The organism is Candidatus Pantoea formicae, assembly GCF_011752625.1.
GTDB classification, from domain to species: Bacteria; Pseudomonadota; Gammaproteobacteria; order Enterobacterales; family Enterobacteriaceae; genus Pantoea; species Pantoea formicae.
The window spans coordinates 16894-40036 of the sequence record NZ_VWXD01000003.1; the positions used below are offsets into that span (position 1 = coordinate 16894).

Consider the following 23143-nt stretch of genomic DNA (forward strand, 5'->3'; position numbering starts at 1 on the left):
GACAAAGGTGGGCAGTGGAGTAAAGCGTACGCCGCAGGGATGCGGCGTCCGAGGCTACAGGGATGTATTCACGCCGACTTTACGCAACGCCCGCCTTTGTTGACTGAACCGCACGTTTTTAGCCACAGCCCACCTTTGTTGACAGGACTGCACATATTTAGTCACAGAGCCCACCTTTGTTAACTGGAATGCACACTTTTAGCGACCAGGCCAACATTTTCTGACTGGACAGCAGGTTTGAACCACAAAAAAGCCGCGAATCATCGCGGCTTCAATCATCAACTCAAAACATCAGCGTGCCAGGCGGTAATACGCTTCATTCCAGCGCAATGCATCTTTAAACGCCGGTAAACGTGTCTCTTCATCAATCACCAGCACTTCAATGCCATTCAACTCGCCGTACAGGTACATGTCATCCAGATCCAGAGCCTGACTAAACACCGTATGGTGGGCGCCGCCCGCCAGAATCCAGGCTTCAGACGCTGTCGCCAGTGACGGCTGAGCACGCCACAATGCACGTGCGACCGGCAGTTTCGGCAGGGGTTTCGGTTGCTCAATCGCATCGACCACATTCACCAGCAGACGGAAGCGGTCACCCATATCGATCACGCTGGCGTTCACCGCACGACCGGCAGGTGTCGAGAAGATCATACGCGCAGGGTCGGCTTTGCCACCAATGCCAAGGAACTGTACATCGATCAATGGCTTCGGTTCTTTTGCAATCGAAGGGCACACTTCGAGCATATGCGAGCCCAGCACCAGATCATTACCCGGCGAGAAGTGATAGGTGTAATCCTCCATAAAGGAGGTACCGCCAGCGCGATTACCCGCCTGGACTTTCAGAATGTGCAACAGCGCGGCGGTCTTCCAGTCGCCTTCACCGGCGAATCCGTAGCCTTGGCCCATCAGGCGCTGCACTGCCAAACCAGGCAACTGCGTCATACCATGTAAAGTCTGGAAGTTAGTGGTAAAGGCTTTGCAACCTTCGTCATCAAGGAAGCGCTTTAGACCCAATTCGATGCGGGCCGCGTCCAGTACGTTCTGGCGTTTCTCACCATTCACGGCCGCCGCATCGCTAAACAGATACTGACTTTCGTACTCATCAATCAGCGCATTCACATCGCCATCGCTGATGCTGTTCACCACTTCCACTAAATCGCCGACGCCCCAGCCATTCACCGAATAGCCAAACTGAATCTGCGCGGCGACTTTATCGCCCTCAGTGACGGCGACTTCACGCATGTTGTCGCCAAAGCGCGCCACCTTCAGCTGCTGACTGGCCTGTTTTGCCAGAGCCGCATTGATCCAGCGGCCGATACGTTGCTGGCTGGTTTTATCCTGCCAGTGTCCCGTCACCACACTGTGCTGCAACCCCATACGCGCGCCAATAAAGCCGAACTCGCGGCCGCCGTGCGCAGTTTGGTTCAGGTTCATAAAGTCCATGTCCATGCTGTCCCACGGGATTTCCGCATTGAACTGGGTATGAAACTGCAGCAGCGGTTTATTGAGGATGCTTAAGCCACCAATCCACATTTTGGCGGGTGAGAACGTATGCAGCCAGGTAATGATGCCCACGCACGCGGTATCGTGATTAGCCTCACGGCACAGCGCCAAGGCTTCATCAGGCGATTTGACCAACGGCTTTAACACGAGCGGAACGGGTAAAACGCCCGCCTGATTTAAGCCGTCCATGACCTGGCGAGCGTGATGCTCAACCTGGCGTAAGGTTTCCGCTCCGTAGAGGTGCTGTGTACCAATCACAAACCAAACGTTCTGTTGCATTTCCTGCTCCTTACTTGGCGGATGCGGCGTACTGCGGTTCAGCAGCCCGACACCAGTTTTGATAACGTTGATAAAGTTGTTGATAGCCCGCCACGCGCAGACTGTTAGGCTGAAGCGTGACGGCAATCGGGCTGGCCATCACTTGCTGCGCGGCAGGGACATCGGCATAAACTTCAGCAGCAACCGCTGCAAAAATGGCCGCACCTAGCGCGCAGCATTCATCGGATGCGACGATATCCAGCGGACGATTCATCACATCGCAGCATGCCTGCATGATGGCGGGGGATTTCCGCGCGATTCCGCCGAGGGTAAGAATGCTCTCCACCGGAATCTGTTGTTGCTCGAAGCACTCCATAATGGCGCGTGCGCCAAAGGCGGTAGCGGCGACCAAGCCACCAAACAGGGCAGGTGCATCGGTGCCGAGATTGAGATCGGTAATCACGCCTTTCAAACGTTGGTTGGCATCGGGCGTACGGCGGCCGTTAAACCAGTCCAGTACCACCGGGAGATGATCAAGTTGCGGATCGGCAGCCCAGGCCTCGGTCAGCGAACGGATTAAATCCTGCTGCATCTCAGCCAGTTGGGGTTGCAGCTCAGGATGACGCGCGACAGCTTGCTGCAATGGCCAACCCAGCAGGCGACTGAACCAGGCGTAAATATCGCCAAATGCCGACTGTCCGGCTTCGCAGCCAATCGCCCCCGGCACGACACTGCCATCCACCTGACCGCAGATACCTTTAATGGCGCGGTCACCGACCTTTTCGCTGTCGGCAATCAGAATGTCGCAGGTGGACGTGCCAATCACCTTCACCAAGGTATAGGGCTGTGCTCCCGCGCCAACGGCACCCATATGGCAGTCAAATGCGCCGCCAGATAAAATCACCTGCTGCGACAAGCCAAGACGCTGCGACCATTCTGCTGAAAGCGTACCGACCGGCACATCGGCGGTATAGGTATCGATAAACAGTGGGGAATCGAGCTGCTCGACCAGCATCGGATCAAGGGCGCGGAAGAAATCTGCGGGTGGTAAACCGTCCCATTCTGGATGCCACAAAGATTTGTGGCCGGCCGCGCAGCGTCCACGGCGCAGTTGATCGGGCGCGGTGTTGCCACTCAATAAGGCTGGCACCCAGTCACAGAGTTCCACCCAAGACACTGCCGCGTCACGTACTGCGGCATCACTGCGTGACACGTGCAGAATCTTGGCCCAGAACCACTCCGATGAATACACGCCGCCAATATAGCGAGTGTAATCAGTGAAATGTCCATTGCGGCACAGCTGGTTAATCTCCTCGGCTTCCTCAATCGCGGTGTGATCCTTCCACAACACAAACATGGCGTTAGGGTTAGTGGCGAATTCCGGGCGTAGTGCTAACACCTTGCCCTCCCGGTCAATCGGGGCAGGGGTTGAACCCGTGGAATCCACGCCGATGCCAACGACAGCTGCACGCTGCTCAGGTGATAACGCTTGCACCACGCTTACCACGGCCTGTTCCAGTGCATCGATGTAGTCTTGAGGATGGTGGCGAAAGCGGTTGGTGTGCGCGTCACAAAAGTCACCTTTTGCCCAACGTGGATAATTCACCACGGCTTTTTCCAACTCTTTACCACTGCGGCAATCCACGGCGAGCGCACGCACCGAGTCACTGCCAAAATCCAGCCCAATTGTTATGGCGCCAGCACCCATTGGGATTCTCCTGTGTGAGTTATCTGGCTCTATCCTGGAATGTGCCGGGATAAGCGGTTAGTCATCGCCAGCTGAGAACATGTACTTTTCTGCTATCGACAGCATTGCGTGATCGGCCGCAAAAGTTAATGACTGGTTAATTTCGCTGAATATATGGAGGATTTTGTCATCGTTTTAGGATGTGATACCGCTCTACATTTTTCCTCGCCATTCCCGCTACAACTAGCCCAGCGTTTGCACACCCTTTGAACAAACATTGAGCTAACGCGCTGATTTTTCGCAGTACCCGAACGTGAAATCTGATTGGTAGCGTTTACACCGATTGGTTCCTTACAGCGATAAAACACCATTGTGCCGGAGAGCATCATGCATAAATTCACTAAAGCGCTGGCGGCGGTAGGTCTCGCCGCGGTTATGTCACAATCCGCTATCGCCGAGACGATGAAACTGGGTTTCCTCGTCAAGCAACCGGAGGAACCCTGGTTCCAGACTGAATGGAAATTTGCCGATAAAGCCGGAAAAGATCTTGGATTTGATGTCATTAAAATCGCGGTGCCTGATGGTGAAAAAACCTTGAACGCCATCGATAGCCTGGCCGCGAGTGGCGCCAAAGGCTTCGTCATCTGTACGCCGGATCCGAAATTGGGTTCCGCGATTGTGGCGAAGGCACGGAGTTATGGCCTGAAAGTGATTGCCGTGGATGACCAGTTCGTGACGGCCAAAGGTAAGCCCATGGACACGGTGCCGTTAGTGATGATGGCCGCGACCAAGATTGGCGAACGTCAGGGGCAAGAACTCTATAAAGAGATGCAGAAGCGCGGTTGGGATGCCAAAGAGACCGGTGTAATGGCAATTACCGCGAACGAGTTGGATACGGCGCGCCGTCGTACTGGCGGCTCAATGGATGCATTGAAAGCTGCAGGCTTCCCAGAAAAACAAATTTATCAGGTTCCCACCAAATCTAACGATATCCCAGGCGCATTCGACGCCGGTAACTCGCTGCTGGTGCAACATCCTGAAGTGAAGCACTGGCTGATTGTCGGCATGAATGACAACACCGTGTTGGGCGGCGTACGTGCCACTGAAGGCCAGGGTTTTAAAGCGCCAGACGTGATCGGTATCGGCATCAACGGTGTTGATGCGGTGAGCGAGTTGTCAAAAGGCGCGCCAACCGGCTTCTACGGCTCGCTGCTGCCAAGTCCAGACGTGCACGGCTATAAGAGCAGCCAGATGCTCTACAACTGGGTCACCAAGGGCGAAGAACCTGCGAAATTTACTGAGGTGACGGATGTGGTGCTGATTACCCGTGACAACTTCAAGACCGAGTTAGCGAAGAAAGGGCTGATGTAATCGTCATTTTTCAGGCGGTTGTACCTTATACGACGGTCGCCATTAATGGCGACCCTAGGTCGTAAGGTGCGTTCTGTAGGGTGCGCATTGATGCGCACCTGGGATGATTGCCGTAATCGGCGATTCCAAAAGCAATATGAAGATCAGGAGTTTCCATGAATAGCACTGATTCTGCTTTTCTCTCTTTTCATGGCATTAGCAAAACTTTCCCTGGCGTGAAAGCGCTCCAGGACATTTCATTCCAGTGCCGCGCCGGGGAAGTGCATGCGCTGATGGGCGAAAACGGCGCGGGAAAATCCACGCTGTTAAAGATTCTCAGCGGGAGCTATCAGCCGACCCGCGGTGAAATTCGTATCAAAGGCGAGGTGAAAAACTTCAATAACACTGTGGATGCGCTGGATTCTGGCGTGGCCATCATCTACCAGGAACTGCACCTGGTGCCGGAAATGAGTGTCGCCGAGAACATCTACCTCGGGCAGTTGCCGCACAAACGTGGACTGGTTAATCGCAAGTTGCTGCGCTACGAAGCCGACTTACAGCTGAAAAACCTTGGCATGGATATCGATCCTGACATGCCATTGAAGTACCTGTCGCTGGGTCAATGGCAAATGGTGGAGATTGCCAAAGCGCTGGCGCGCAATGCCCGCATTATCGCGTTTGATGAACCGACCAGCTCTCTGTCGGCGCGTGAAATCGAGCACCTGTTTCGTGTCATCCGCCAGCTGCGCGACCAGGGCCGCACGGTGTTGTATGTCTCCCACCGCATGGAGGAAATCTTTGCCCTGAGCGATGCCATCACCGTGTTTAAAGATGGTCGCTACGTGCGCACCTTTACGGATATGAAAAATACCCATCATGACGATTTAGTGCAGGCAATGGTGGGACGCAATCTGGGGGATATCTATGGTTACGCCCCACGCGAGTTAGGCAAGGTCCGTTTGCAGTTGGATAACGTCGAAGCCAAAGGCGTGCGCATGCCCATCTCCCTTGAGGTCAGAGCGGGTGAAATCGTTGGCCTGTTTGGATTGGTGGGCGCGGGACGCAGTGAACTGATGAAAGGGTTATTTGGGGCGACCAAACTGCGTGGCGGCACCGTCACATTGGATGGTCAAGCGCTCAATATTCGCCAGCCAATCGATGCCATTCGCGCGGGGATTATGCTGTGCCCAGAGGATCGCAAATCCGAAGGTATCATTCCGGTTCACTCGGTGCGGGACAACATCAACATCAGCGCTCGACGTCATAACCTGACCGCGGGTTGCCTCATCAATAACGGCTGGGAAGCGAAAAACGCCGATATCCACATTCGTGCGTTGAACATCAAAACATCGGGGCCGCAGCAACTGATCATGAACCTGTCTGGCGGTAATCAGCAAAAAGCGATTCTAGGTCGCTGGCTGTCGGAAGAGATGAACGTGATTCTGCTGGATGAGCCCACGCGCGGCATTGATGTAGGCGCTAAGCACGAGATTTACAACCTGATTTATCAGCTGGCAAACAAAGGGATCGCGGTGCTGTTTGCCTCGAGCGATCTCCCCGAAGTGATGGGATTAGCCGACCGCATCGTTGTGATGCGCGAGGGCGAAATTGCCGGTGAATTAACACACGACGCGGCCACGGAGCAGCTGACGCTGAGTCTGGCAATGCCGAAAACGACCCAAGCGGCCGCCGTGGCCTGATGTAAAGGAGAGCAAAAATGGCTTCATCTACGACTTCCAACACGCCACCTGCGCAGCGTTCTGGCCTGCAACTGGGGCGGATTTGGGACAACTTTGGCATGCTGGTGGTGTTTGCGCTGCTGTTTATCGTCTGCGCTATCTTTGTGCCGAACTTTGGTACGTTGATCAATATGAAAGGCTTGGGGCTGGCGATGTCGATGTCGGGCATGGTGGCCTGCGGGATGCTGTTCTGCCTTGCCTCGGGCGATTTTGACCTGTCTGTGGCCTCAGTGATTGCCTGCGCAGGCGTGGTGACCGCCGTGGTGATCAACATGACGGAAAGCCTGTGGATCGGCGTGGCAGCAGGTTTGGTGCTGGGTATGGCCACTGGTTTTATCAACGGTTTCGTGATTGCCCGACTGAAAATTAATGCGCTGATCACCACATTGGCGACGATGCAGATTGTGCGTGGACTGGCCTATATCTTCTCTGATGGTAAAGCGGTGGGCATCGAAGACGAACGATTCTTTACCCTCGGCTATGCCAACTGGCTGGGCGTACCGGCACCGATTTGGCTCACCATTGCGACGATGATCATCTTCGGTTTTTTGCTTAATAAAACCACCTTTGGTCGTAATACGCTGGCGATTGGCGGCAATGAAGAAGCAGCACGACTGGCGGGCGTGCCGGTGGTGAGAACCCGCATCATTATCTTCATTCTGTCAGGTCTGGTCTCTGCAGCCGCAGGTATTATCCTGGCCTCGCGTATGACCAGCGGCCAACCGATGACATCATTGGGCTATGAATTGATTGTGATCTCGGCTTGTGTACTGGGTGGCGTATCGCTGAAAGGGGGGATCGGTAAGATTTCCTATGTCGTGGCGGGGGTATTGATTCTCGGCACCGTTGAGAATGCGATGAATTTATTGAATATCTCGCCGTTCTCACAGTATGTGGTACGCGGTCTGATACTGTTAGCAGCGGTGATTTTTGACCGCTATAAACAGAAAAATAAAGCTGTCTGATTTCGGATGGTGTCGGGGCGGCCATAAGGTCGCCCGTTAGGCTTTAACAGGTGACAGTGAGGGCATTATGTACCACCGTGAACCCCCTTGTGAGCAGCAGAACCCGTTGTTGCCCGGCTATCCGTTCAATGCCTGGCTGGTGGCGGGGCTGACACCCATCAACGCCAACGATCAGCTGGATTTCTTTATTGACCGGCCGCACGGCATGAAAGGTTACATTCTCAACCTGACCATTAAAGGCCGTGGTCGCGTGTTTGATGGGGAGTCAGCGTTTGACTGCGAGCCAGGGGATCTGTTGCTGTTCCAGCCGAAAACCCCGCACTATTATGGCCGTTCGCCAGATAACCCCTGCTGGTTCCACCGCTGGGTCTATTTCCGCCCGCGTGCCTATTGGACCGACTGGTTACAGTGGCAGGATGAGAATGGTGGCGTAGGGCGCTTGCGATTGCCCGAGGCGCAGCGTGCTGAGTTTGATCGTTTGTTTGCCAGCATTGAACAAACGCATAATTCAGGCCGTCGCTTTGCCGAAGAGCTGGCGATGAATTTGCTGGAGCGCCTGTTGTTGCGTGCCGTAGAGGAAGATCCGCGTAGTCACCAACAAATTCGCGATCCGCGCGTGATTGAGGCCTGCCAGTACGTCACCAATCATTTGGCCAGCGAAGTGAAGATCGAGGACGTGGCGCGACATGTTTGCCTCTCCCCCTCACGCCTGGCGCACTTGTTCCGCGAACAAATGGGCATCAATCTGCTGCGCTGGCGCGAGGATCAGCGAGTGATTCGCGCCAAACTGCTGCTGCAAACCACCCAGGAACCCATCGCGACTGTGGGACGCGAAGTAGGCTATGACGATCAGCTCTATTTCTCCCGCGTATTCCGCAAACGTGTCGGCGTTAGCCCGAGTGATTTCCGTCGCCGTAGCCAGGATGCGCACGATGCATTAGTGGCGCAAGAGAGCTGGCAACCTGCAAGGAGTGCTATCTCCTGAATTTCAGGTGATTCCGCCTTGTTCTTAACAGCTGATTCGTCTTAAATCAGTGGGGTAACGAACAAGAGGAATGAGAATGAGCGATAAATTACGTGTCGGCCTGATGGGCTATGGTTTTGCTAGCAAAACCTTCCATGCACCTTTGATCGCCGGTACGCCAGGCGTTGAACTTGCGGCGATCTCCAGCAGCGATGCCACGAAAGTGCACGCTGACTGGCCTTCGGTGCAGGTGGTGGCTGATCCACAGGCTCTGTTGGATGACCCGACACTGCAACTGATTGTAATTCCGACCCCGAACGATACCCATTTCCCACTGGCTAAAGCGGCACTCAATGCAGGCAAGCATGTGGTGGTCGACAAGCCGTTTACCGTGACGTTGTCACAAGCGCGTGAGTTGGATGCGCTGGCGAAAGCCAAGGGGTTGCTGCTCTCCGTGTTCCACAACCGTCGTTGGGACAGTGATTTCCTGACGTTGAAAACCCTGTTGGCTGACGGCACGCTGGGGGATGTGCGTTATCTTGAATCCCATTTTGACCGCTTCCGCCCTGAAGTTCGTCAACGCTGGCGTGAAATGAAAGGGCCTGGCAGCGGTATCTGGTTTGACCTTGGGCCGCACGTGCTGGACCAGGCTCTACAGCTGTTTGGCCCGCCGGTTGCTATTAACGTCGATATGGCAGAGTTGCGTCCGGGTGCGCAAACCACCGACTATTTCCATGCGGTATTGACCTATCCAACGCGTCGCGTTGTGCTGCATGCCAGTATGCTGGTTGCGGCGGAATCCGCCCGTTTTGTGGTGCACGGCACCCGTGGCAGCTATGTGAAATACGGTCTTGATCCGCAGGAAGATCGCCTGAAAGCGGGCGAGCGTCCACCGCGTGAGGACTGGGGTTATGACATGCGCAACGGTACGCTGACACTCGCCGAAGGTGATGTGATGGTGGAGAAAGAGTTGTTGACGCTGCCAGGCAACTATCCGGCGTATTATGCGGCGATTCGCGATGCGATTGCCGGTACGGGTGCAAACCCGGTGCATGCCGAAGAAGCGATTCAGGTGATGGAATTGATTGAACTGGGTCTGCAGTCTGCTGAGAAGCGCCAGACAATGTCACTGAAGTAACAGGATTCACGGTCGCTATGTAGGGAATTAAGGGCGTGCATTCATTGGCACGCTCATCCTTAATTTTAAGGTGCGCATACCTGCGCACCTTATTTATTTAAAAAGCGGTTATCCCGCCACACGCTGACGCAGCGCGGCTTTCTCGGTATCACTGAGAAACGCGATGGTCACGCCATTTTCCTGAGCCTGGCGCATCTCTTCTGCCGTCAATCCTGCCTGTGGAGCAGCAACTTCATACTCATGCGCCAGTTCCACGCCCTGAACGGCTGGGTCATCGGTGTTGATGGTGGCGAGAATCCCATGCTGCAGGAAGGCTTTCAGCGGATGACTGGCGAGTGAAGCCACGGTGCTGGTCTGGATGTTAGACGTCATGCAGGACTCAATGCCAATACGCTGTTCAGCCAGGAAGTCCATGAGGGCGCGGTCTTCAATCGCTTTCACGCCATGTCCGATACGTTCAGCCCCCAGCTCACGAATCGCCTGCCAGATACTTTCTGGACCCGCCGCTTCACCTGCATGAACCGTAATGCGGAAACCGGCGTCACGTGCGCGATTGAAATGGCTGAGGAACTCACTGCCAGGGAAGCCCAGCTCATCACCGGCTAAGTCTACCGCAGTAATGCCATCGCGATGGGCTAACAAGCCCTCCAGCTCACGCAAACATGCCTCGTCACCGAAGGTACGACTCATAATACCGATCAGATTCACATCGACGCCGTACTGTTTTACCCCAGCGCGCACGCCGTCAATCACGGCCTCTACCACGCCGGCAATTGGCAACTGATGGGTCATCGCCATATAACCCGGCGAGAAGCGCAATTCAGCGTAGTGAATGCCAGCACGTGCAGCGTCTTCCACGTTTTCCAGCGCGATACGGCGGCAGGCATCGAGATCGCCAAGCACTTTCACGCCCCAATCCAGCTTCTGCAGGAAGCTTACCAGGTCTGGCTCGTTGGCGGTGACTTGCACATGTGGGCGCAGATCGTCGAGGGAATTGGCAGGTAAGGCGAGATTAAACTGGCGACCTAAATCAAGGATGGTTTGTGCGCGGATGTTGCCATCAAGGTGGCGGTGGATGTCAGTCAGGGGGAGTTTCAGGTCAATCATGTCGCACTCGCAAAAGTTTCATAAAGTGCAGAGCATTATAAAAACAACTTGCGCAACAGTGCCAGTGATTTGCGCAAAGCGCGCAATGGATGCTGAATTAATCAGCATCCATCGAAACTCAATAGGCTTTTAAGGCGGCAATCAGGCGGTCCAGCCCATCGTCGAGCTTAATTCGCGGACAACCGGCATTCAGACGCAAATAACCTCTGCTGGCTTCGCCGTAGGTCGATCCTGGCATGATCGCCACCTTGTGATGATGGATCAACTGGTGTTGCAGGGCCTGTTCATCAATGCCGAGCGGGTTGAGATCCATCCACGCCAAATAGGTGGCGGCGGGTGGCGCCCAGCCAAGTGCCGGAAACGCATCATTTAAGCGTTGGGCGATATGCTGCATATTCTCCTGCAGATACGCCCGTAAGGCATCAAGCCAGGGTGCGCCATCACGGTAGGCGGCGATGGTCGCAGCCACTGCCATCACCGCAGGCGACGATAGGCCATCCTGCTGCTTCAGCGCATGGAACCATGCCTGACGATCGGTCTCATCGGCAATGATTCCCCAGGCACCGGTCAGCGCTGGGATATTGAAACTTTTTGAGGCGGAGCTGAACAGGGCCCAAGGGGATTGCGCCACCTCACTCCACGGCGTATGCCGTTCCGCGCTCAACACCATATCCATATGGATCTCATCGCTGATCACTTTCACACCCTGACGTTCACACAGCGCTGCCATCTGCTGCAACTCCTGCCGCTGCCACACTTTGCCAGTAGGATTGTGTGGGCTGCACAGCAACATCACTTTGCACTGTGGCCGCGCCAGCAAAGCCGCTAGCTGATCCCAATCGCAGTGCCATTGGTTTCCCTGCCGCTGTAACGGCAGTTCCAGTACGCGGCGTTGATTACCGCGTATCGTGTTGTAGAACGCATCGTAGGCCGGGGTATGAATCAATACCTCGTCCCCGGGCTGCGTCCAGTGGCGCAGCATCTGCGCCACCATGTAAATCACTGACGGGCCGTAGACCAGCGATGACGCATCAACCTCTGTGGCAAAGCGGCTACGCATCCAGTGCTGGATCGCTGAGAGAAAATCATCGTGCTGCCAGCGGCTGTAGCCGAATACGCCGTGCTCCACACGCTGTTGCAGCGCATCAATAATGCAGGGCGCAGTGGCGAAATCCATATCCGAAATCGTGAAGGGCAGCAGATCAGCGACCCCAAAACGATCGGCAACAAAGTCCCACTGCGTACACCAGCTTCCGTGGCGATCCACCACAGCATCAAAATCAAAGGGCTTTATCATGATGCCGTTGCGCTCATCAGATGTGCCATCTCATCTTTGACCGACTGCACTTGCGGACCGATCACCACTTGCAGACTGGTTTTATTAAGATGCACCACGCCGATAGCGCCATTGGCTTTGAGCGCGGCATCATCCACTTTACTCATGTCAGCAATGGACAGACGCAGGCGCGTCAGACAGTTATCCAGTGACGTGATGTTGTCGATACCCCCTAATGCCGCGAGGATCGCCGGGGTGTTATAACCTGATTTACCCACACCAGCGCGGCTCACCTGCTGTTCAACGCTGCTGGTTTCGGCTTCGCGACCCGGTGTTTTGATATTGAAGCGGGTGATGGCGAAGCGGAAGATCGCGTAGTAACCGACGAACCACACCGCAGCAATCACCGGCACCCAATACCATTTGGTGGAGAGGCCGTGCAGCACGCCAAACACGAAGAAGTCAATGACGTTGCCGTCGGTATTGCCGATGGTCACGCCGAGAATTGCCATCACGGTGAAACCTAAACCGGTCAGCAGGGCGTGGATCAGATACAGCACCGGTGCCACGAACAGGAACAGGAATTCAATCGGTTCAGTGGTACCGCCGACCACACAAGCCACCACGCCAGAAATCAGCAGGCCTTTAATTTTGTGGCGATTCTCAGGGCGCGCGCAGTGATAAATCGCTAAGGCTGCACCCGGCAGGCCACCGAGGAAGGCAGGCATTTTGCCTTGCGACAGGAAGCGGGTGGCGCTTTCCGCAAAGCCGTGGGTATCCGGGCAAGCCAGTTGCGCCTGGAAGATGGTTAATGCACCGCTGACGCTTTTGCCGCAGACATCCATGGTTCCACCCGCATCGGTAAAGCGAATGATGGCGACCAGAATGTGCTGCAGACCAAACGGCAGCAGCAGACGCTCACCGGTGCCGAAGATCATCGGGCCAAATTCACCGGCGCTGTTGATCATCCAACCTAGACCTGTGATCGCACGGGCAAAGAACGGCCAAATCAGCGGCACCACTAAGCCGAGTAAGCCCATGACAACGGTGGTGACAATCGGCACAAAACGCGTCCCGCCGAAGAAGGCGAGCGCATCCGGCAGACGGATATTATGGAACCGTTCATGGAGCCAAAACACCACCACACCGACGATCACCGCGCCGAGAATGCCGGTATCGATCGACTGAATGCCGAGGATGTTCTGCACGTTGTTGGCTTTCAGCACCGCCGCATCGGTGGTGGGCAGAATGCCATTGATGTTAAGCCAGAAGTTGACGCTCAGGTTAAGCACCGCGTAACCGACAAACCCGGCAAACGCTGCGACGCCTTTATTTTCACGCGCCATGCCCAGTGGAATCGCAATCGCGAACATCACCGGCAGGTAGCTGAAGGCAAATGAACCGAGCTTCGCCATCCAGATAAACAGGTATTGCAAGAACGGCTGATCGAGCATCGGGATCAGGGTCAGCACATCGTGGCTGCTGAGTGAACTGCCTATGCCAAGCAAGATGCCGCAAAACGACAGCAGGGCAACGGGCAACATAAAGGTTTTACCCAAACTCTGGAAAAATTCCCAAAGTGACATTTTGGGGCGGCTGGCGGACATAGTCTCTCCTGGCTAAAAAATGACAAGCGATCAAAGTGGTAAAGAATGATAAAACGTTTTACCAAGCAATTTTGTGGCTATAATCACAAAGCGTGACTAATCCCAGGCTTTATTTTTGCGTTAATCAGTGTAACGTTTTACCTCTTTGTTTCTTCATCAGTTGTTGGAAACGGAACGCGATGTCCCAGCTAAAAACCACTATTCACGATGTTGCACAGGCTGCCGGGGTTTCAGTCTCTACCGTTTCTCTGGTGCTTTCCGGGAAAGGGCGTATCTCTTCCGCGACGGCTGAGCGCGTCAATCTGGCGATTGAACAACTCGGCTATGTACGCAACCGCTCGGCTTCGATACTGCGCGGCGGCGAGAGCGGGGTGATTGGCCTGATCGTGCGCGATCTGAGTCAGCCATTTTATGCCGCGATGACCGCCGGATTAAGTGAAGTTCTGGAACAGCAGGGCAAAGTGCTGGTGCTGACGCAGAGTGGTCAGCATGGACAGAACCTTCAGCGCTGTTTTGACTCCCTCGCCGCGCAGGGTGCGGATGGTATCGTACTCGGCGGTGCGGTGGCACAGGCAGAGATGCTGATCGCACAAGCGCAGGAACAGCAGATTGCGTTAATTTGCGCTGCCCGTGCCAGCAGTCTGGACAGCGTCGACTCGCTACGGCCGGATAACAGCCAGGCGGCACGCATCGCCACGGAATACCTGATTCGTCAGGGACACCAACGTATTGCGTGGATCGGGGGATTGGGCTCTTCGCTCACGCGTGCTGAAAGGATTGGTGGCTATTGTGCGACCTTACTGCAATACGGCTTACCGTTCCGGGCGGATTGGATCATTGAATGTGACGACCGCCAGCAAAATGTCTTAGCGTTGACGCAAGACTTGCTGCACCATCATCCCCGTATCACGGCGATTATTGCTCACAATGCCAGTACCACACTCGGTTGCTATTTTGGCGCACTGCACAGTGGGCGTTCTTTGGGTGAGGATGCGGTAGACAGTTACTTCACACAGAAGATGGCTTTGGTCGGCTTCAATGATGATCCGCAGCGCGAGTCCTATGATTCTTCATTAACCTTTGTCAGCAGTGAAGCGCGAGATGTAGGAAGGCGTGCAGCAGAGCGTATGTTACAGCGGCTATCGCAGCCGGAAGCCGAAGTGCAAACGTTGATCGTACCGCCGCGTTTGGTGCGCGGTGGAGAGTAGAAGAAGCGTGATGGGAAAGGGCGCATACAGGTGCCGCCAGAAAGCAGCGCCGGTTCGGCGCTGCATCCTATGTTTACTCCGGCATCCCTTCGCTGGTTTGTGCACCCAGCATGTAGCGTGAAAGGAACTGCTCCAGCGACATTTTATCGCCGTTCATGGTGACCTGACCGTTGCCGTACTGCAGGCTGGTGGTGATGTTGTCATCCTGCTGCTGCGTAAGACGGAACATTTGTCCCATCGCTGCCAAACCTTTCACCTGCTGATCCGCCAGCTTCTGTGCATCGTCGCTCTGATAGCCTTCAGCAAGGCCCACGTGGCGCATCACTTCGGTGGCCATCGGCATATTGATGTTCAGCTTACCATCCAGCGTTTTCAGCACGCGGTCCACGGCGGCACCCAGATTCTGCGCTTCACCGGTCACCGTGGCGGGATCGTTGAAACCGATATTCAGGTTAAAGGTGCTTTCGCCTTTATCGTTTTTCCAGCTCAACGGTGCAATGCTCACGGTAGGGGCACCTTTGAGCAGGGTCGGCAGATTGTTTTTCAGGATAGTTTGCACGCTAGCCTGATAACGTACAGGATCCTCAACCACGCCAGGCTGGTTCAGCAAATCCTGCATCTGTGCGTTGTAAGTGTCAGAGAAGGTTTTGACCGCCTGAGCGTCAAACTGGGCAAATTTCATGGCCAGCTTAGCTTCGCCGAACGGCTGTTTTTGCAAGCTGATATTATCGACAGTCATGTCCAGATTGCCGCCAATTTTGCCGTCTTTGTTGTCAAAAGATGACTTGGTATTCAGCTTCTCAAGCAACAAACCTTCCTGACCATCTACGCTGGCGTTGAGCTTATCCAGGCTAATGGATTGATCGCCGACGCGCACGCCTTCAGGGCTGAGGTGTGTATCACCCTTCAGCTTCAAGCCATTCAAGGTGAACAGTACTGGCTGCTCGACCTGATTTTTGCTGGTGACGGCAATGCTGGAGAAATCGCCATTCAGGCTGACTTTGTCGCCTTTACTGTCGGCACTGATCTCCAACGTGCCACCATTAGTGGCCAGGCGATCGCCCGTCTGCGCGTTGTTATAGTCAACTGCGATGAGATTCAATGCGGTATCGGTCGCGCCACTGTAACCCACGCGAGTGTCAGCAGTGACCAGTGACTTACCGTCTGTCAGCTCAAACAGTTTCTTCACCGCATCGGTATTTTCCAGTTCGGTATGCACGGACGCCATGCTTGGGATCAGGCTGCCACGCTTCAACTGGGCAAACGGGAAGGGGCCGTGATCGATAGTTTCGTTCAGCACGATGCTTTGACCCGGCTTCAGCAGCGGATTGTCTTCGGTTTGCGAACTGGCCTGAATCACCAGTTTGGTTTTGCTGCTGAAGATGCCACGCTGGTAATCCTGATAGCTGAGCGTCAGGCGGCTGTTGGGTGCATAGGCGTTCAGCTGCGTATTGGCATTTTGCAACATCTGGTCCATATGGCTTTCCAACTGCTTGCCGGTAAACCAGGAAGCGCCTGTCCAAATTACGCCGATCGCTACAATTACACCTACGGCTACCTTGGTCTTTTTCATCGCTGAGTCGTCCTTATCCTTGGGTCCGCACGCCGCTATTGAGAGGCGACGAGTGAAGAAAAACGCCCGCAGGCGTTTTAAATTAATAGTTTGAAAGAATAGCAGTTAATGCTGGTATCGTCAGCCGGATCAGTTGAGCGCATTAAAGACGCGCGCCAGACGACCGGTGCCCGCAGCGTTGACCGGCGATTCGTTCGCGGCAACGAAGCAGGATTCACCCGGCTTCAGCACCAGCTGCTCACCTGCTTTCTCAATCACAGCCTGTCCTTCAATACAGAACAGTATGGCTGCACTCTGCTGTGCCAGTGATTGTGGCGTGGCGGACAGGGCATGAATCGAGAAGGCGAAGTCCTCAACCGGGATCGGGAAGTTGAGGGTTGTGCCGTCCTGTTGTGGCTGTGTCAGGAGCGCCGCAGCCGGATTAGGCTGGAACTTCAGGTTAGCCATCAACTCTGGGATATCGATAAATTTCGGGGTCAGACCCGCGCGCAACACGTTGTCAGAATTCGCCATCACTTCTAACGCCACGCCTTTGAGATAAGCATGTGGTGTTTCAGCAAACAGGAACATGGCTTCGCCAGGTTGCAAAGTGATGACATTCAACAGCAGGGGAGAGAACAGCCCATTATCATCGGGATAGTCGCGGGCGATGTGCTTAATGGTCTGCCAGGGTTCACCCTCACGGGAATTCAACGCCGATTTCAGCACGCCTAATGCACGTAATTTCAGGTCATCGCGTAATGACAGCAGCGTGGTAAACAACTTGGCAAGGTTGTCTTCATTGGCATTTTCCAGGAAATGCGCAATCTGCGGATGCGCACCGGCAACGGGTTCAAGCAGTGAAACCAGCTCATGCATCTCACGGAAGCCATTCATTGCCTGGAAGGGTGTCAGGGCATAGACCAATTCGGGTTTATGGTTGGCATCTTTATAATTGCGCTCTGCGGCACTCAGCGGGATGCCTGCGGCATTCTCACGCGCAAACCCTTCTTCTGCGGCGGCCTTGCTGGGGTGTACCTGAATCGACAGGGCTTGGTCAGCACACAATACTTTGAACAAAAACGGCAACTCGCCAAAGCGATCGGCGACGGCTTTCCCAAGTACCGCTGTTTGGTCATCGTTGATGACATCTCGCAGTGAGCGGGTTTGCCCGTTGATCTCTAACGTAGAAGGGCTTTTGGGATGGGCACCCATCCACAGCTCCGCCATCGGTAATCCCTGCGGGTTATCAATGCCGTAAAGTTCGGTCAGCGCAGTTTTGCTGCCCCAAGCGTAATTTTGCAGCGAATTGTTCATTTTTTGCATCGTTTACCCTTAATAACCGTAAGTAAATAGGCTTATTAAAGCAGAAAGTGCCATACAAAATACATCAACAAGTGCAATAAACGCGATGGGCTCGCATAATGTTAATTTCTTGTATGTGACAATCTTGCTCGCTCAACGGCGTCGCGGGAAGACGACCTGAGCGGAAACCTCAAATCTGAGCTAAGGAGACGTAGTCATGGCAGCGAATCGCATTGAAAAAGATTCAATGGGACCGATCGAAGTACCGACAGATAAGTTGTGGGGGGCACAAACTCAGCGCTCGCTCGAGCATTTTCGCATTTCAACCGAAAAGATGCCCGTTGCACTGGTGCATGCGTTGGCGTTAACCAAACGTGCAGCGGCGCAGGTCAACCGCGACCTTGGTCTGCTTCCGGCAGAACGTGCGGAAGCGATTCTGAAAGCGGCCGACGAAGTCCTGGCGGATAAACACAGTGAAGAGTTTCCGCTGGCGATTTGGCAGACCGGTTCGGGCACCCAGACCAACATGAACATGAACGAAGTGCTGGCCAACCGCGCCAGTGAAATTCTCGGCGGCGAGCGTGGTATGTCGCGTTTGGTTCACCCAAACGATGACGTTAACAAGAGCCAAAGCTCCAACGACGTGTTCCCCACCGCCATGCACGTGGCCGCGGTCATCGCCGTGCGGGAGCAGCTGATTCCGCAGATTCATGTACTGAAAAAGACCCTGAGCGAGAAGTCTGAAGCCTTCAAAGACATCGTTAAAATTGGTCGTACCCACCTGCAGGACGCCACGCCATTGACGCTGGGCCAAGAGATCTCTGGCTGGGTAGCGATGCTGGAGCATAACCTTAAGCACATCGAACACAGCATCCCGCATGTGGCTGAACTGGCGCTGGGCGGCACCGCGGTGGGCACCGGTCTGAACACCCATCCGGAATATGCTGTTCGCGTGGCTAAAGCTTTGGCCGATCTGACTCAGCAGCCTTTTGTCACGGCACCCAACAAATTTGAAGCGTTAGCGACCTGTGACGCGCTGGTGCATGCGCACGGTGCCTTGAAAGGGCTGGCGGCCTCGCTGATGAAGATTGCCAATGACGTACGCTGGCTGGCATCCGGTCCACGCTGTGGGATTGGCGAACTCGCGATTCCAGAAAACGAACCTGGCAGCTCAATTATGCCAGGGAAAGTGAACCCTACCCAGTGTGAAGCTCTGACCATGCTGTGCTGCCAGGTGATGGGCAACGATGTTGCGGTGAACATCGGTGGTGCGTCCGGCAACTTTGAGTTGAACGTGTTCCGTCCGATGGTGATTCACAACTTCCTGCAATCCGTTCGCCTGCTGGCCGACGGCATGGACAGCTTCAACCATCATTGCGCGGTTGGCATTGAACCGGTGCGCGAGCGTATCGATCAACTGCTGAATGAGTCGCTGATGTTGGTGACGGCGCTGAACACCCACATCGGCTATGACAAAGCGGCAGAAATTGCTAAGCAGGCCCATAAAGAGGGGCTGACGCTGAAAGCCTCGGCGCTCAAACTCGGTTATCTGACGGAAGAACAGTTTGACGAGTGGGTACGTCCGGAAGAGATGGTTGGCAGTATGAAGCAATAGTTAGTAGGCCAGCACGTTACTGCTAAAAGTAGGGTGCGGCCTTGCGACCGTACGCCGCAGGCGCGGCGATGCAACGTCATCCAGACAGCGCGATTTATCGCGCTGTTTTTTTTGCCGTTTACAAGCGATCGCTCCACAAATGCAGTCGCGGAATCACCAGATGCAGCGGCTGTGCCAGCGGCTTGTAACGATGTGACACATTGTCGGCATCGTAATCCAATAACTCACCAATAATCGGTACTTGGGTTTTATCGCGGCACAGCACCAGCAGCGGTGAAGGACAGGCAAGCTGCACCTGCTTCTTATCACTGGCGCGCCAGACGCGTGCAATGGGTTGCACTTTTACTGGACGTTTAATTTTCAGCTTGGCATCGGCAGGCAGAGAAAGAATCATCTCCAGCTCCTGCTGTACTTTCTCCGCCCACTGCTCACGCGTCCACGGCGCTTGCGCGCGGTTCGCCTTCAGGCTGCGTTCCAGTTGCTCTACCACCGCTTCACGTGTCAGATTTTTTATGATGTTCTTGTTGGCCCAACCGAAACGCAGGCTGTCAGGCGCATGCAGCAAGGTGACACTGCGATAAGCGTTAAGAGTGATCAAACCGCGCAGATGCTGATGGACAAACTCAAAACGCGCTTCACTGGGCAGGCCAGATTCGACGGTGATCAGGTGCTCCAGGCGCAGCTTAAGGGCATTGATATCCGCCACCTGAAGGCTTATCTGCTCGCGGGTGGTTTCATCCACTTCGATGCAGATCGCGCCTGGCAAACGCACTGCGGATTTAGTACTGAGCTTCTCCGACTGATGTTGCATAAACAACCGGCAGTAATGTGCAAGCGCCATGTCTCGCGCTTTTTGACCGAGATGTTGTGTGACCGCAATGCGCTCAATCTCGTCATTTTCGTGGCCTTTTTCAATTTCGGGCAGGCTGAAGGTGCGCGCAATCAGTAGGGGTTGCTGTTCAACCTGCTGACGCAGGGTGTTTAGACCCGACTCCAAAGTGTTAACGCACTCATGCAGGTCGGCAACTAAGTCATAGCGAGGCATGTTACTCTCCATAGTTACAACATACCTTATAACGTATCCTATTTTCCGCCGATCTGCCACTCTGAAAACATCAATTCGCTAAGCAGGGCACACAAGCATTTTTCCAGTAGGATTAACGTGTTATAACAACACTTTGCCTGCTAATGGAAAAATGTCGTGGAGCATCACCCTAAACCTGCCGTTCCTGCCATCGTCACCCTTGGATTAGTCCAAATCCTGTCATGGGGTGGTTCATTTTATCTAATGGCGGTGATGGCGAATCCCATTGTGGCGGAAACCGGCTGGTCGCAGCAGTGGGTCTACGGCGCACTGTCACTGGGGATACTCGTTTCAGGGTTGCTGGCACCATTAAGCGGACGATTGATTTCCAGGTCTTATGGTCGTGCGTTGCTGGCGTCGAGCGGAGCCGTCATGGCGTTGGGGTTGATAACTATGGGATTCAGCCACCATCTGCTGCTGTTTCTCTTTGCCTGGCTGATTATCGGCATAGGTATGGCCATGGGATTGTATGATTCGCTGTTTGCCACGCTAGGGACACTTTACGGTGGGCAGGCGCGAGGGGCGATTACGGGCATCACCCTGATTTCTGGGTTTTGCACTTCGTTGGTGTGGCCGGGCACGGCGTTGCTGATTCATTTGTTGGATTGGCGGGGCGCGTGTTTTGCCATTGCCGGTCTGTTGTGCCTCGCGGTACTCCCAGCCTATCTTTATGCGCTGCCCGCCCCCCGGTCACCGATAGTTAAACCTGTGGTGAAAAAAGGGCAAGGGCATGATGAATTGGCTCCCAGCTTGTTTTGGTTGTTATGCAGCATTTTCACCCTTGCTTCCGTCATCATGACCGCCATTTCGGTGCAATTAATCAGCCTGCTTCAGGCGAGTGGACACTCTTTAACGGCAGCCTTAGCGATCAGTGCCATTCTCGGCCCTTGCCAGGTGGGTTCGCGCATTGTCGATATCGCCTTTAAGCGCGGACATCCTATCTGGACGACCTTTTTTTCAGTGGGGTTAGTGGCCATTGGCCTGCTGCTCCTGACTTTATATCCGCAGTTTGCGCTGGTCAGTATGGTGTTGTACGGTGCCGGAAATGGCCTGCGTGCCATTGTGCGCGGAACTTTACCGCTAGTAATGGTCAAACCAGAGGCTTATGCCATTGTGGTTGGGCGCATGGCGCGTCCGGCACTGATTGGCCAAGCGTTAACGCCATTGGTAGGGGGATATGTTTTTCAGCAACTCGGCGCAAATGCCACATTATGGTTGCTGTGCCTGCTGGCGTTAATCAACGTGTTGCTGGTGGGGGTGCTGAAGCAAAAATTGCCTGCACTGAAGCCGCAAACGTAAAAGGGAGCGATAAACTAAGCAGCCTGTGCGCTTCTGCCTGATCAAATGATGAATACGTGCCTTGATCACAGCAGTTGGCTTCTAAAAAGCAACAGTGTTTGTTATATTTATTGCTCATTGATTACTCACTGTCGCGGTATGAAAACAATAAGATAGACCGCAAATCAGGATACAGAAATGCTAGATTACCGCTTCCCGACAGCTTTGCAGATGGTTTTGAGCGTAGCGATGGCGGAGCAACTGGGCAAACGCTCGACCAGTGCCATACTGGCGTATGGTCTTGAAGCGAACCCCAGTTTCATTCGGAAACTTATGGTTCCGTTAACGCGCGATGGCATCATCGTCTCTACGCTTGGCCGTACCGGTTCGATTCATCTCGGTCGTCCAGCCGCGGAGATAACGCTGCGCGATATTTATACCTCGGTCATCGAAGATAAAAAACTCTGGGCATCACGCCCAGATGTTGCACCGCGCTGTCTTGTCAGTGCCAATTTGTGCTGGTATTTCAAGTCGATTGCCGAAGAAGCCGAAGAGGCTTCCCTAAAAGTGCTGGAAACCCGCACCGTGGCGGATGCGCTGGCTGAGCTGAAGAAACACGACACCAGCAGTTGCGAAGAGTTACCCGAGCTTGAGATCGCGGAACTCTGCAAAAAAGCCCGTTGATTTACTTGATGCGCCTTAAGGCGCATCACAACATGTATACCATCCTCTAAGGCCGTCATTCTATGACGGCCTTTTTTGTTTCTCGTTAAACAGGCAAAAATCTGGTCTCAGTGGCCCGATGCTGGTCAGTTAAGCATCGGGTGATGACGCAGTCTGGCGCTGCTCAGGGGCTGGTGGTACAGATGATAATTTAGTCTGGCGCTGCTCAGGGGCTGATGGTACAGATGATAATTTAGTCTGGCGCCGCTCAGAGGCTGGTGTTCAGGTGATAACGCAGTCTGGCGCCGCTCAGAGACTGGTGTTCAGGTGATAACGCAGTCTGGTGCCGCTCTGGGGCTGGCTGTCCTCGCGCCTCTGACGCGGTACCTTCACTTCACTCGTCAGCCTGACGGACCGGTGCAGACGGGACTTTCCCTGTCCCGGCTGCACCTTTCGCCAGCATCCATGCTGGCTCTCCTGGCCTCCTCATTCCGTTCAGCGCTGCGAAATGCCATCCCCTGAGCGGCCCCAGCCTGCTTGCTAACATCTGTTTACGCTGCGGGAAAGGACGCGATGGCTTAGGCGATAGCGCTTTTACTGCTACAAAGGGCACAGTGTTTGAGGTCACAGCGCCTCTGATGCTGCAAGGGCTATTCGCAGCGCTGAGGCGGAGACGTTGTGCCAGGAGCCAGGCGCAGGGATGCGACAGGCAGTTCGGGTAGGCCAGGACGGCCGTACCCGAACGTTCCGGCCGGCACGACGTTGCAGCCGAGGGCACCGCGCAGCGGCGCGAGGACGGCCCGGCAGCAGCAGAGGGGCTGTGGCCCGCACCAACATGCCCACC

The 23143-nt window shown here is 54.6% G+C and carries 17 protein-coding genes; 9 read left to right on the forward strand and 8 right to left on the reverse strand.

All coding sequences use genetic code 11. The features are described from left to right. Positions 1–291: 291 nt before the first annotated feature. Positions 292–1782, reverse strand: a complete 1491-nt coding sequence (gene araA / locus F3J38_RS08910) for an L-arabinose isomerase (RefSeq protein ID WP_167137209.1) — start codon at positions 1780–1782, stop codon at positions 292–294. 10 nt (positions 1783–1792) lie between these two features. Next, the gene (locus tag F3J38_RS08915; RefSeq protein WP_167137212.1) at positions 1793–3469 is read right to left on the reverse strand and encodes a ribulokinase; all 1677 of its coding nucleotides are present in this window, start codon (positions 3467–3469) and stop codon (positions 1793–1795) included. Positions 3470–3835: 366 nt separating this feature from the next. Here F3J38_RS08915 and F3J38_RS08920 point away from each other — a divergent pair, with 366 nt between their 5' ends. From F3J38_RS08920 to F3J38_RS08940, 5 genes are all read left to right on the forward strand, one after another. Then, positions 3836–4819: an arabinose ABC transporter substrate-binding protein gene (locus tag F3J38_RS08920; protein ID WP_034827390.1), complete on the forward strand. Its 984-nt coding sequence runs from the start codon at positions 3836–3838 to the stop codon at positions 4817–4819. A 155-nt stretch (positions 4820–4974) separates the two neighbouring features. After that, complete coding sequence (araG, locus tag F3J38_RS08925; protein WP_167137214.1) at positions 4975–6498, forward strand: L-arabinose ABC transporter ATP-binding protein AraG; 1524 nt, start codon at positions 4975–4977, stop codon at positions 6496–6498. 17 nt (positions 6499–6515) lie between these two features. Then, positions 6516–7502: an L-arabinose ABC transporter permease AraH gene (araH, locus tag F3J38_RS08930; protein ID WP_167137216.1), complete on the forward strand. Its 987-nt coding sequence runs from the start codon at positions 6516–6518 to the stop codon at positions 7500–7502. Positions 7503–7569: 67 nt separating this feature from the next. Then, positions 7570–8487, forward strand: coding sequence for an arabinose operon transcriptional regulator AraC (gene araC / locus F3J38_RS08935; RefSeq protein WP_167137219.1), 918 nt, complete (start codon positions 7570–7572; stop codon positions 8485–8487). A 76-nt stretch (positions 8488–8563) separates the two neighbouring features. Beyond that, complete coding sequence (locus F3J38_RS08940) at positions 8564–9604, forward strand: oxidoreductase (protein WP_167137222.1); 1041 nt, start codon at positions 8564–8566, stop codon at positions 9602–9604. A 108-nt stretch (positions 9605–9712) separates the two neighbouring features. On the opposite strand, the gene add is transcribed toward F3J38_RS08940, so the two are convergent. The 3 genes from add to malX form a co-directional block, all read right to left on the reverse strand. After that, complete coding sequence (gene add, locus F3J38_RS08945; protein ID WP_167137225.1) at positions 9713–10711, reverse strand: adenosine deaminase; 999 nt, start codon at positions 10709–10711, stop codon at positions 9713–9715. Between the two features lie 118 nt (positions 10712–10829). Beyond that, a complete protein-coding gene (locus F3J38_RS08950; protein ID WP_167137228.1) occupies positions 10830–12008 on the reverse strand; it encodes a MalY/PatB family protein in 1179 nt (392 codons plus the stop codon). After that, the gene (malX, locus tag F3J38_RS08955) at positions 12005–13594 is read right to left on the reverse strand and encodes a maltose/glucose-specific PTS transporter subunit IIBC (RefSeq protein ID WP_167137231.1); all 1590 of its coding nucleotides are present in this window, start codon (positions 13592–13594) and stop codon (positions 12005–12007) included. Before malX ends, F3J38_RS08950 begins: the two co-directional genes overlap by 4 nt. A 179-nt stretch (positions 13595–13773) precedes the next feature. Between malX and malI the strand changes: the two genes are divergently transcribed. After that, positions 13774–14802 (forward strand): Mal regulon transcriptional regulator MalI, encoded by a 1029-nt coding sequence (gene malI / locus F3J38_RS08960; protein ID WP_167137234.1) that lies wholly within the window; start codon positions 13774–13776, stop codon positions 14800–14802. Positions 14803–14875: 73 nt separating this feature from the next. On the opposite strand, the gene F3J38_RS08965 is transcribed toward malI, so the two are convergent. Together F3J38_RS08965 and manA are read right to left on the reverse strand one after the other, a co-directional pair. Continuing rightward, entirely contained in the window at positions 14876–16375 is a 1500-nt protein-coding gene (locus tag F3J38_RS08965) for a YdgA family protein (RefSeq protein ID WP_167137237.1), read from the reverse strand. Between the two features lie 129 nt (positions 16376–16504). Next, positions 16505–17680 (reverse strand): mannose-6-phosphate isomerase, encoded by a 1176-nt coding sequence (gene manA / locus F3J38_RS08970; protein ID WP_167137241.1) that lies wholly within the window; start codon positions 17678–17680, stop codon positions 16505–16507. Positions 17681–17876: 196 nt separating this feature from the next. On the opposite strand from manA, the gene fumC reads away from it, so the two are divergent. Continuing rightward, the gene (gene fumC / locus F3J38_RS08975) at positions 17877–19274 is read left to right on the forward strand and encodes a class II fumarate hydratase (protein ID WP_167137244.1); all 1398 of its coding nucleotides are present in this window, start codon (positions 17877–17879) and stop codon (positions 19272–19274) included. A 118-nt stretch (positions 19275–19392) separates the two neighbouring features. Here fumC and tus read toward each other — a convergent pair whose 3' ends face one another. Continuing rightward, the gene (gene tus / locus F3J38_RS08980; protein ID WP_167137247.1) at positions 19393–20319 is read right to left on the reverse strand and encodes a DNA replication terminus site-binding protein; all 927 of its coding nucleotides are present in this window, start codon (positions 20317–20319) and stop codon (positions 19393–19395) included. Positions 20320–20475: 156 nt separating this feature from the next. On the opposite strand from tus, the gene F3J38_RS08985 reads away from it, so the two are divergent. Together F3J38_RS08985 and F3J38_RS08990 are read left to right on the forward strand one after the other, a co-directional pair. Continuing rightward, on the forward strand, positions 20476–21657 hold the full coding sequence (locus F3J38_RS08985; protein WP_167137250.1) for an MFS transporter: 1182 nt from the start codon (positions 20476–20478) through the stop codon (positions 21655–21657). A gap of 177 nt (positions 21658–21834) precedes the next feature. Further along, on the forward strand, positions 21835–22320 hold the full coding sequence (locus tag F3J38_RS08990; RefSeq protein WP_045814359.1) for an RrF2 family transcriptional regulator: 486 nt from the start codon (positions 21835–21837) through the stop codon (positions 22318–22320). Positions 22321–23143 lie beyond the last annotated feature (823 nt).

Coding starts and splice junctions, on each gene's coding strand:
- F3J38_RS08990 (WP_045814359.1), top strand. CDS start 21,835: ATGCTAGATTACCGCTTCCCGACAGCTTTGCAGATGGTTTTGAGCGTA.
- add (WP_167137225.1), bottom strand. CDS start 10,711: ATGATTGACCTGAAACTCCCCCTGACTGACATCCACCGCCACCTTGAT.
- F3J38_RS08940 (WP_167137222.1), top strand. CDS start 8,564: ATGAGCGATAAATTACGTGTCGGCCTGATGGGCTATGGTTTTGCTAGC.
- F3J38_RS08920 (WP_034827390.1), top strand. CDS start 3,836: ATGCATAAATTCACTAAAGCGCTGGCGGCGGTAGGTCTCGCCGCGGTT.
- manA (WP_167137241.1), bottom strand. CDS start 17,680: ATGCAAAAAATGAACAATTCGCTGCAAAATTACGCTTGGGGCAGCAAA.
- F3J38_RS08915 (WP_167137212.1), bottom strand. CDS start 3,469: ATGGGTGCTGGCGCCATAACAATTGGGCTGGATTTTGGCAGTGACTCG.
- F3J38_RS08950 (WP_167137228.1), bottom strand. CDS start 12,008: ATGATAAAGCCCTTTGATTTTGATGCTGTGGTGGATCGCCACGGAAGC.
- araC (WP_167137219.1), top strand. CDS start 7,570: ATGTACCACCGTGAACCCCCTTGTGAGCAGCAGAACCCGTTGTTGCCC.
- araG (WP_167137214.1), top strand. CDS start 4,975: ATGAATAGCACTGATTCTGCTTTTCTCTCTTTTCATGGCATTAGCAAA.
- F3J38_RS08965 (WP_167137237.1), bottom strand. CDS start 16,375: ATGAAAAAGACCAAGGTAGCCGTAGGTGTAATTGTAGCGATCGGCGTA.
- fumC (WP_167137244.1), top strand. CDS start 17,877: ATGGCAGCGAATCGCATTGAAAAAGATTCAATGGGACCGATCGAAGTA.
- araA (WP_167137209.1), bottom strand. CDS start 1,782: ATGCAACAGAACGTTTGGTTTGTGATTGGTACACAGCACCTCTACGGA.
- araH (WP_167137216.1), top strand. CDS start 6,516: ATGGCTTCATCTACGACTTCCAACACGCCACCTGCGCAGCGTTCTGGC.
- tus (WP_167137247.1), bottom strand. CDS start 20,319: ATGCCTCGCTATGACTTAGTTGCCGACCTGCATGAGTGCGTTAACACT.
- malI (WP_167137234.1), top strand. CDS start 13,774: ATGTCCCAGCTAAAAACCACTATTCACGATGTTGCACAGGCTGCCGGG.
- malX (WP_167137231.1), bottom strand. CDS start 13,594: ATGTCCGCCAGCCGCCCCAAAATGTCACTTTGGGAATTTTTCCAGAGT.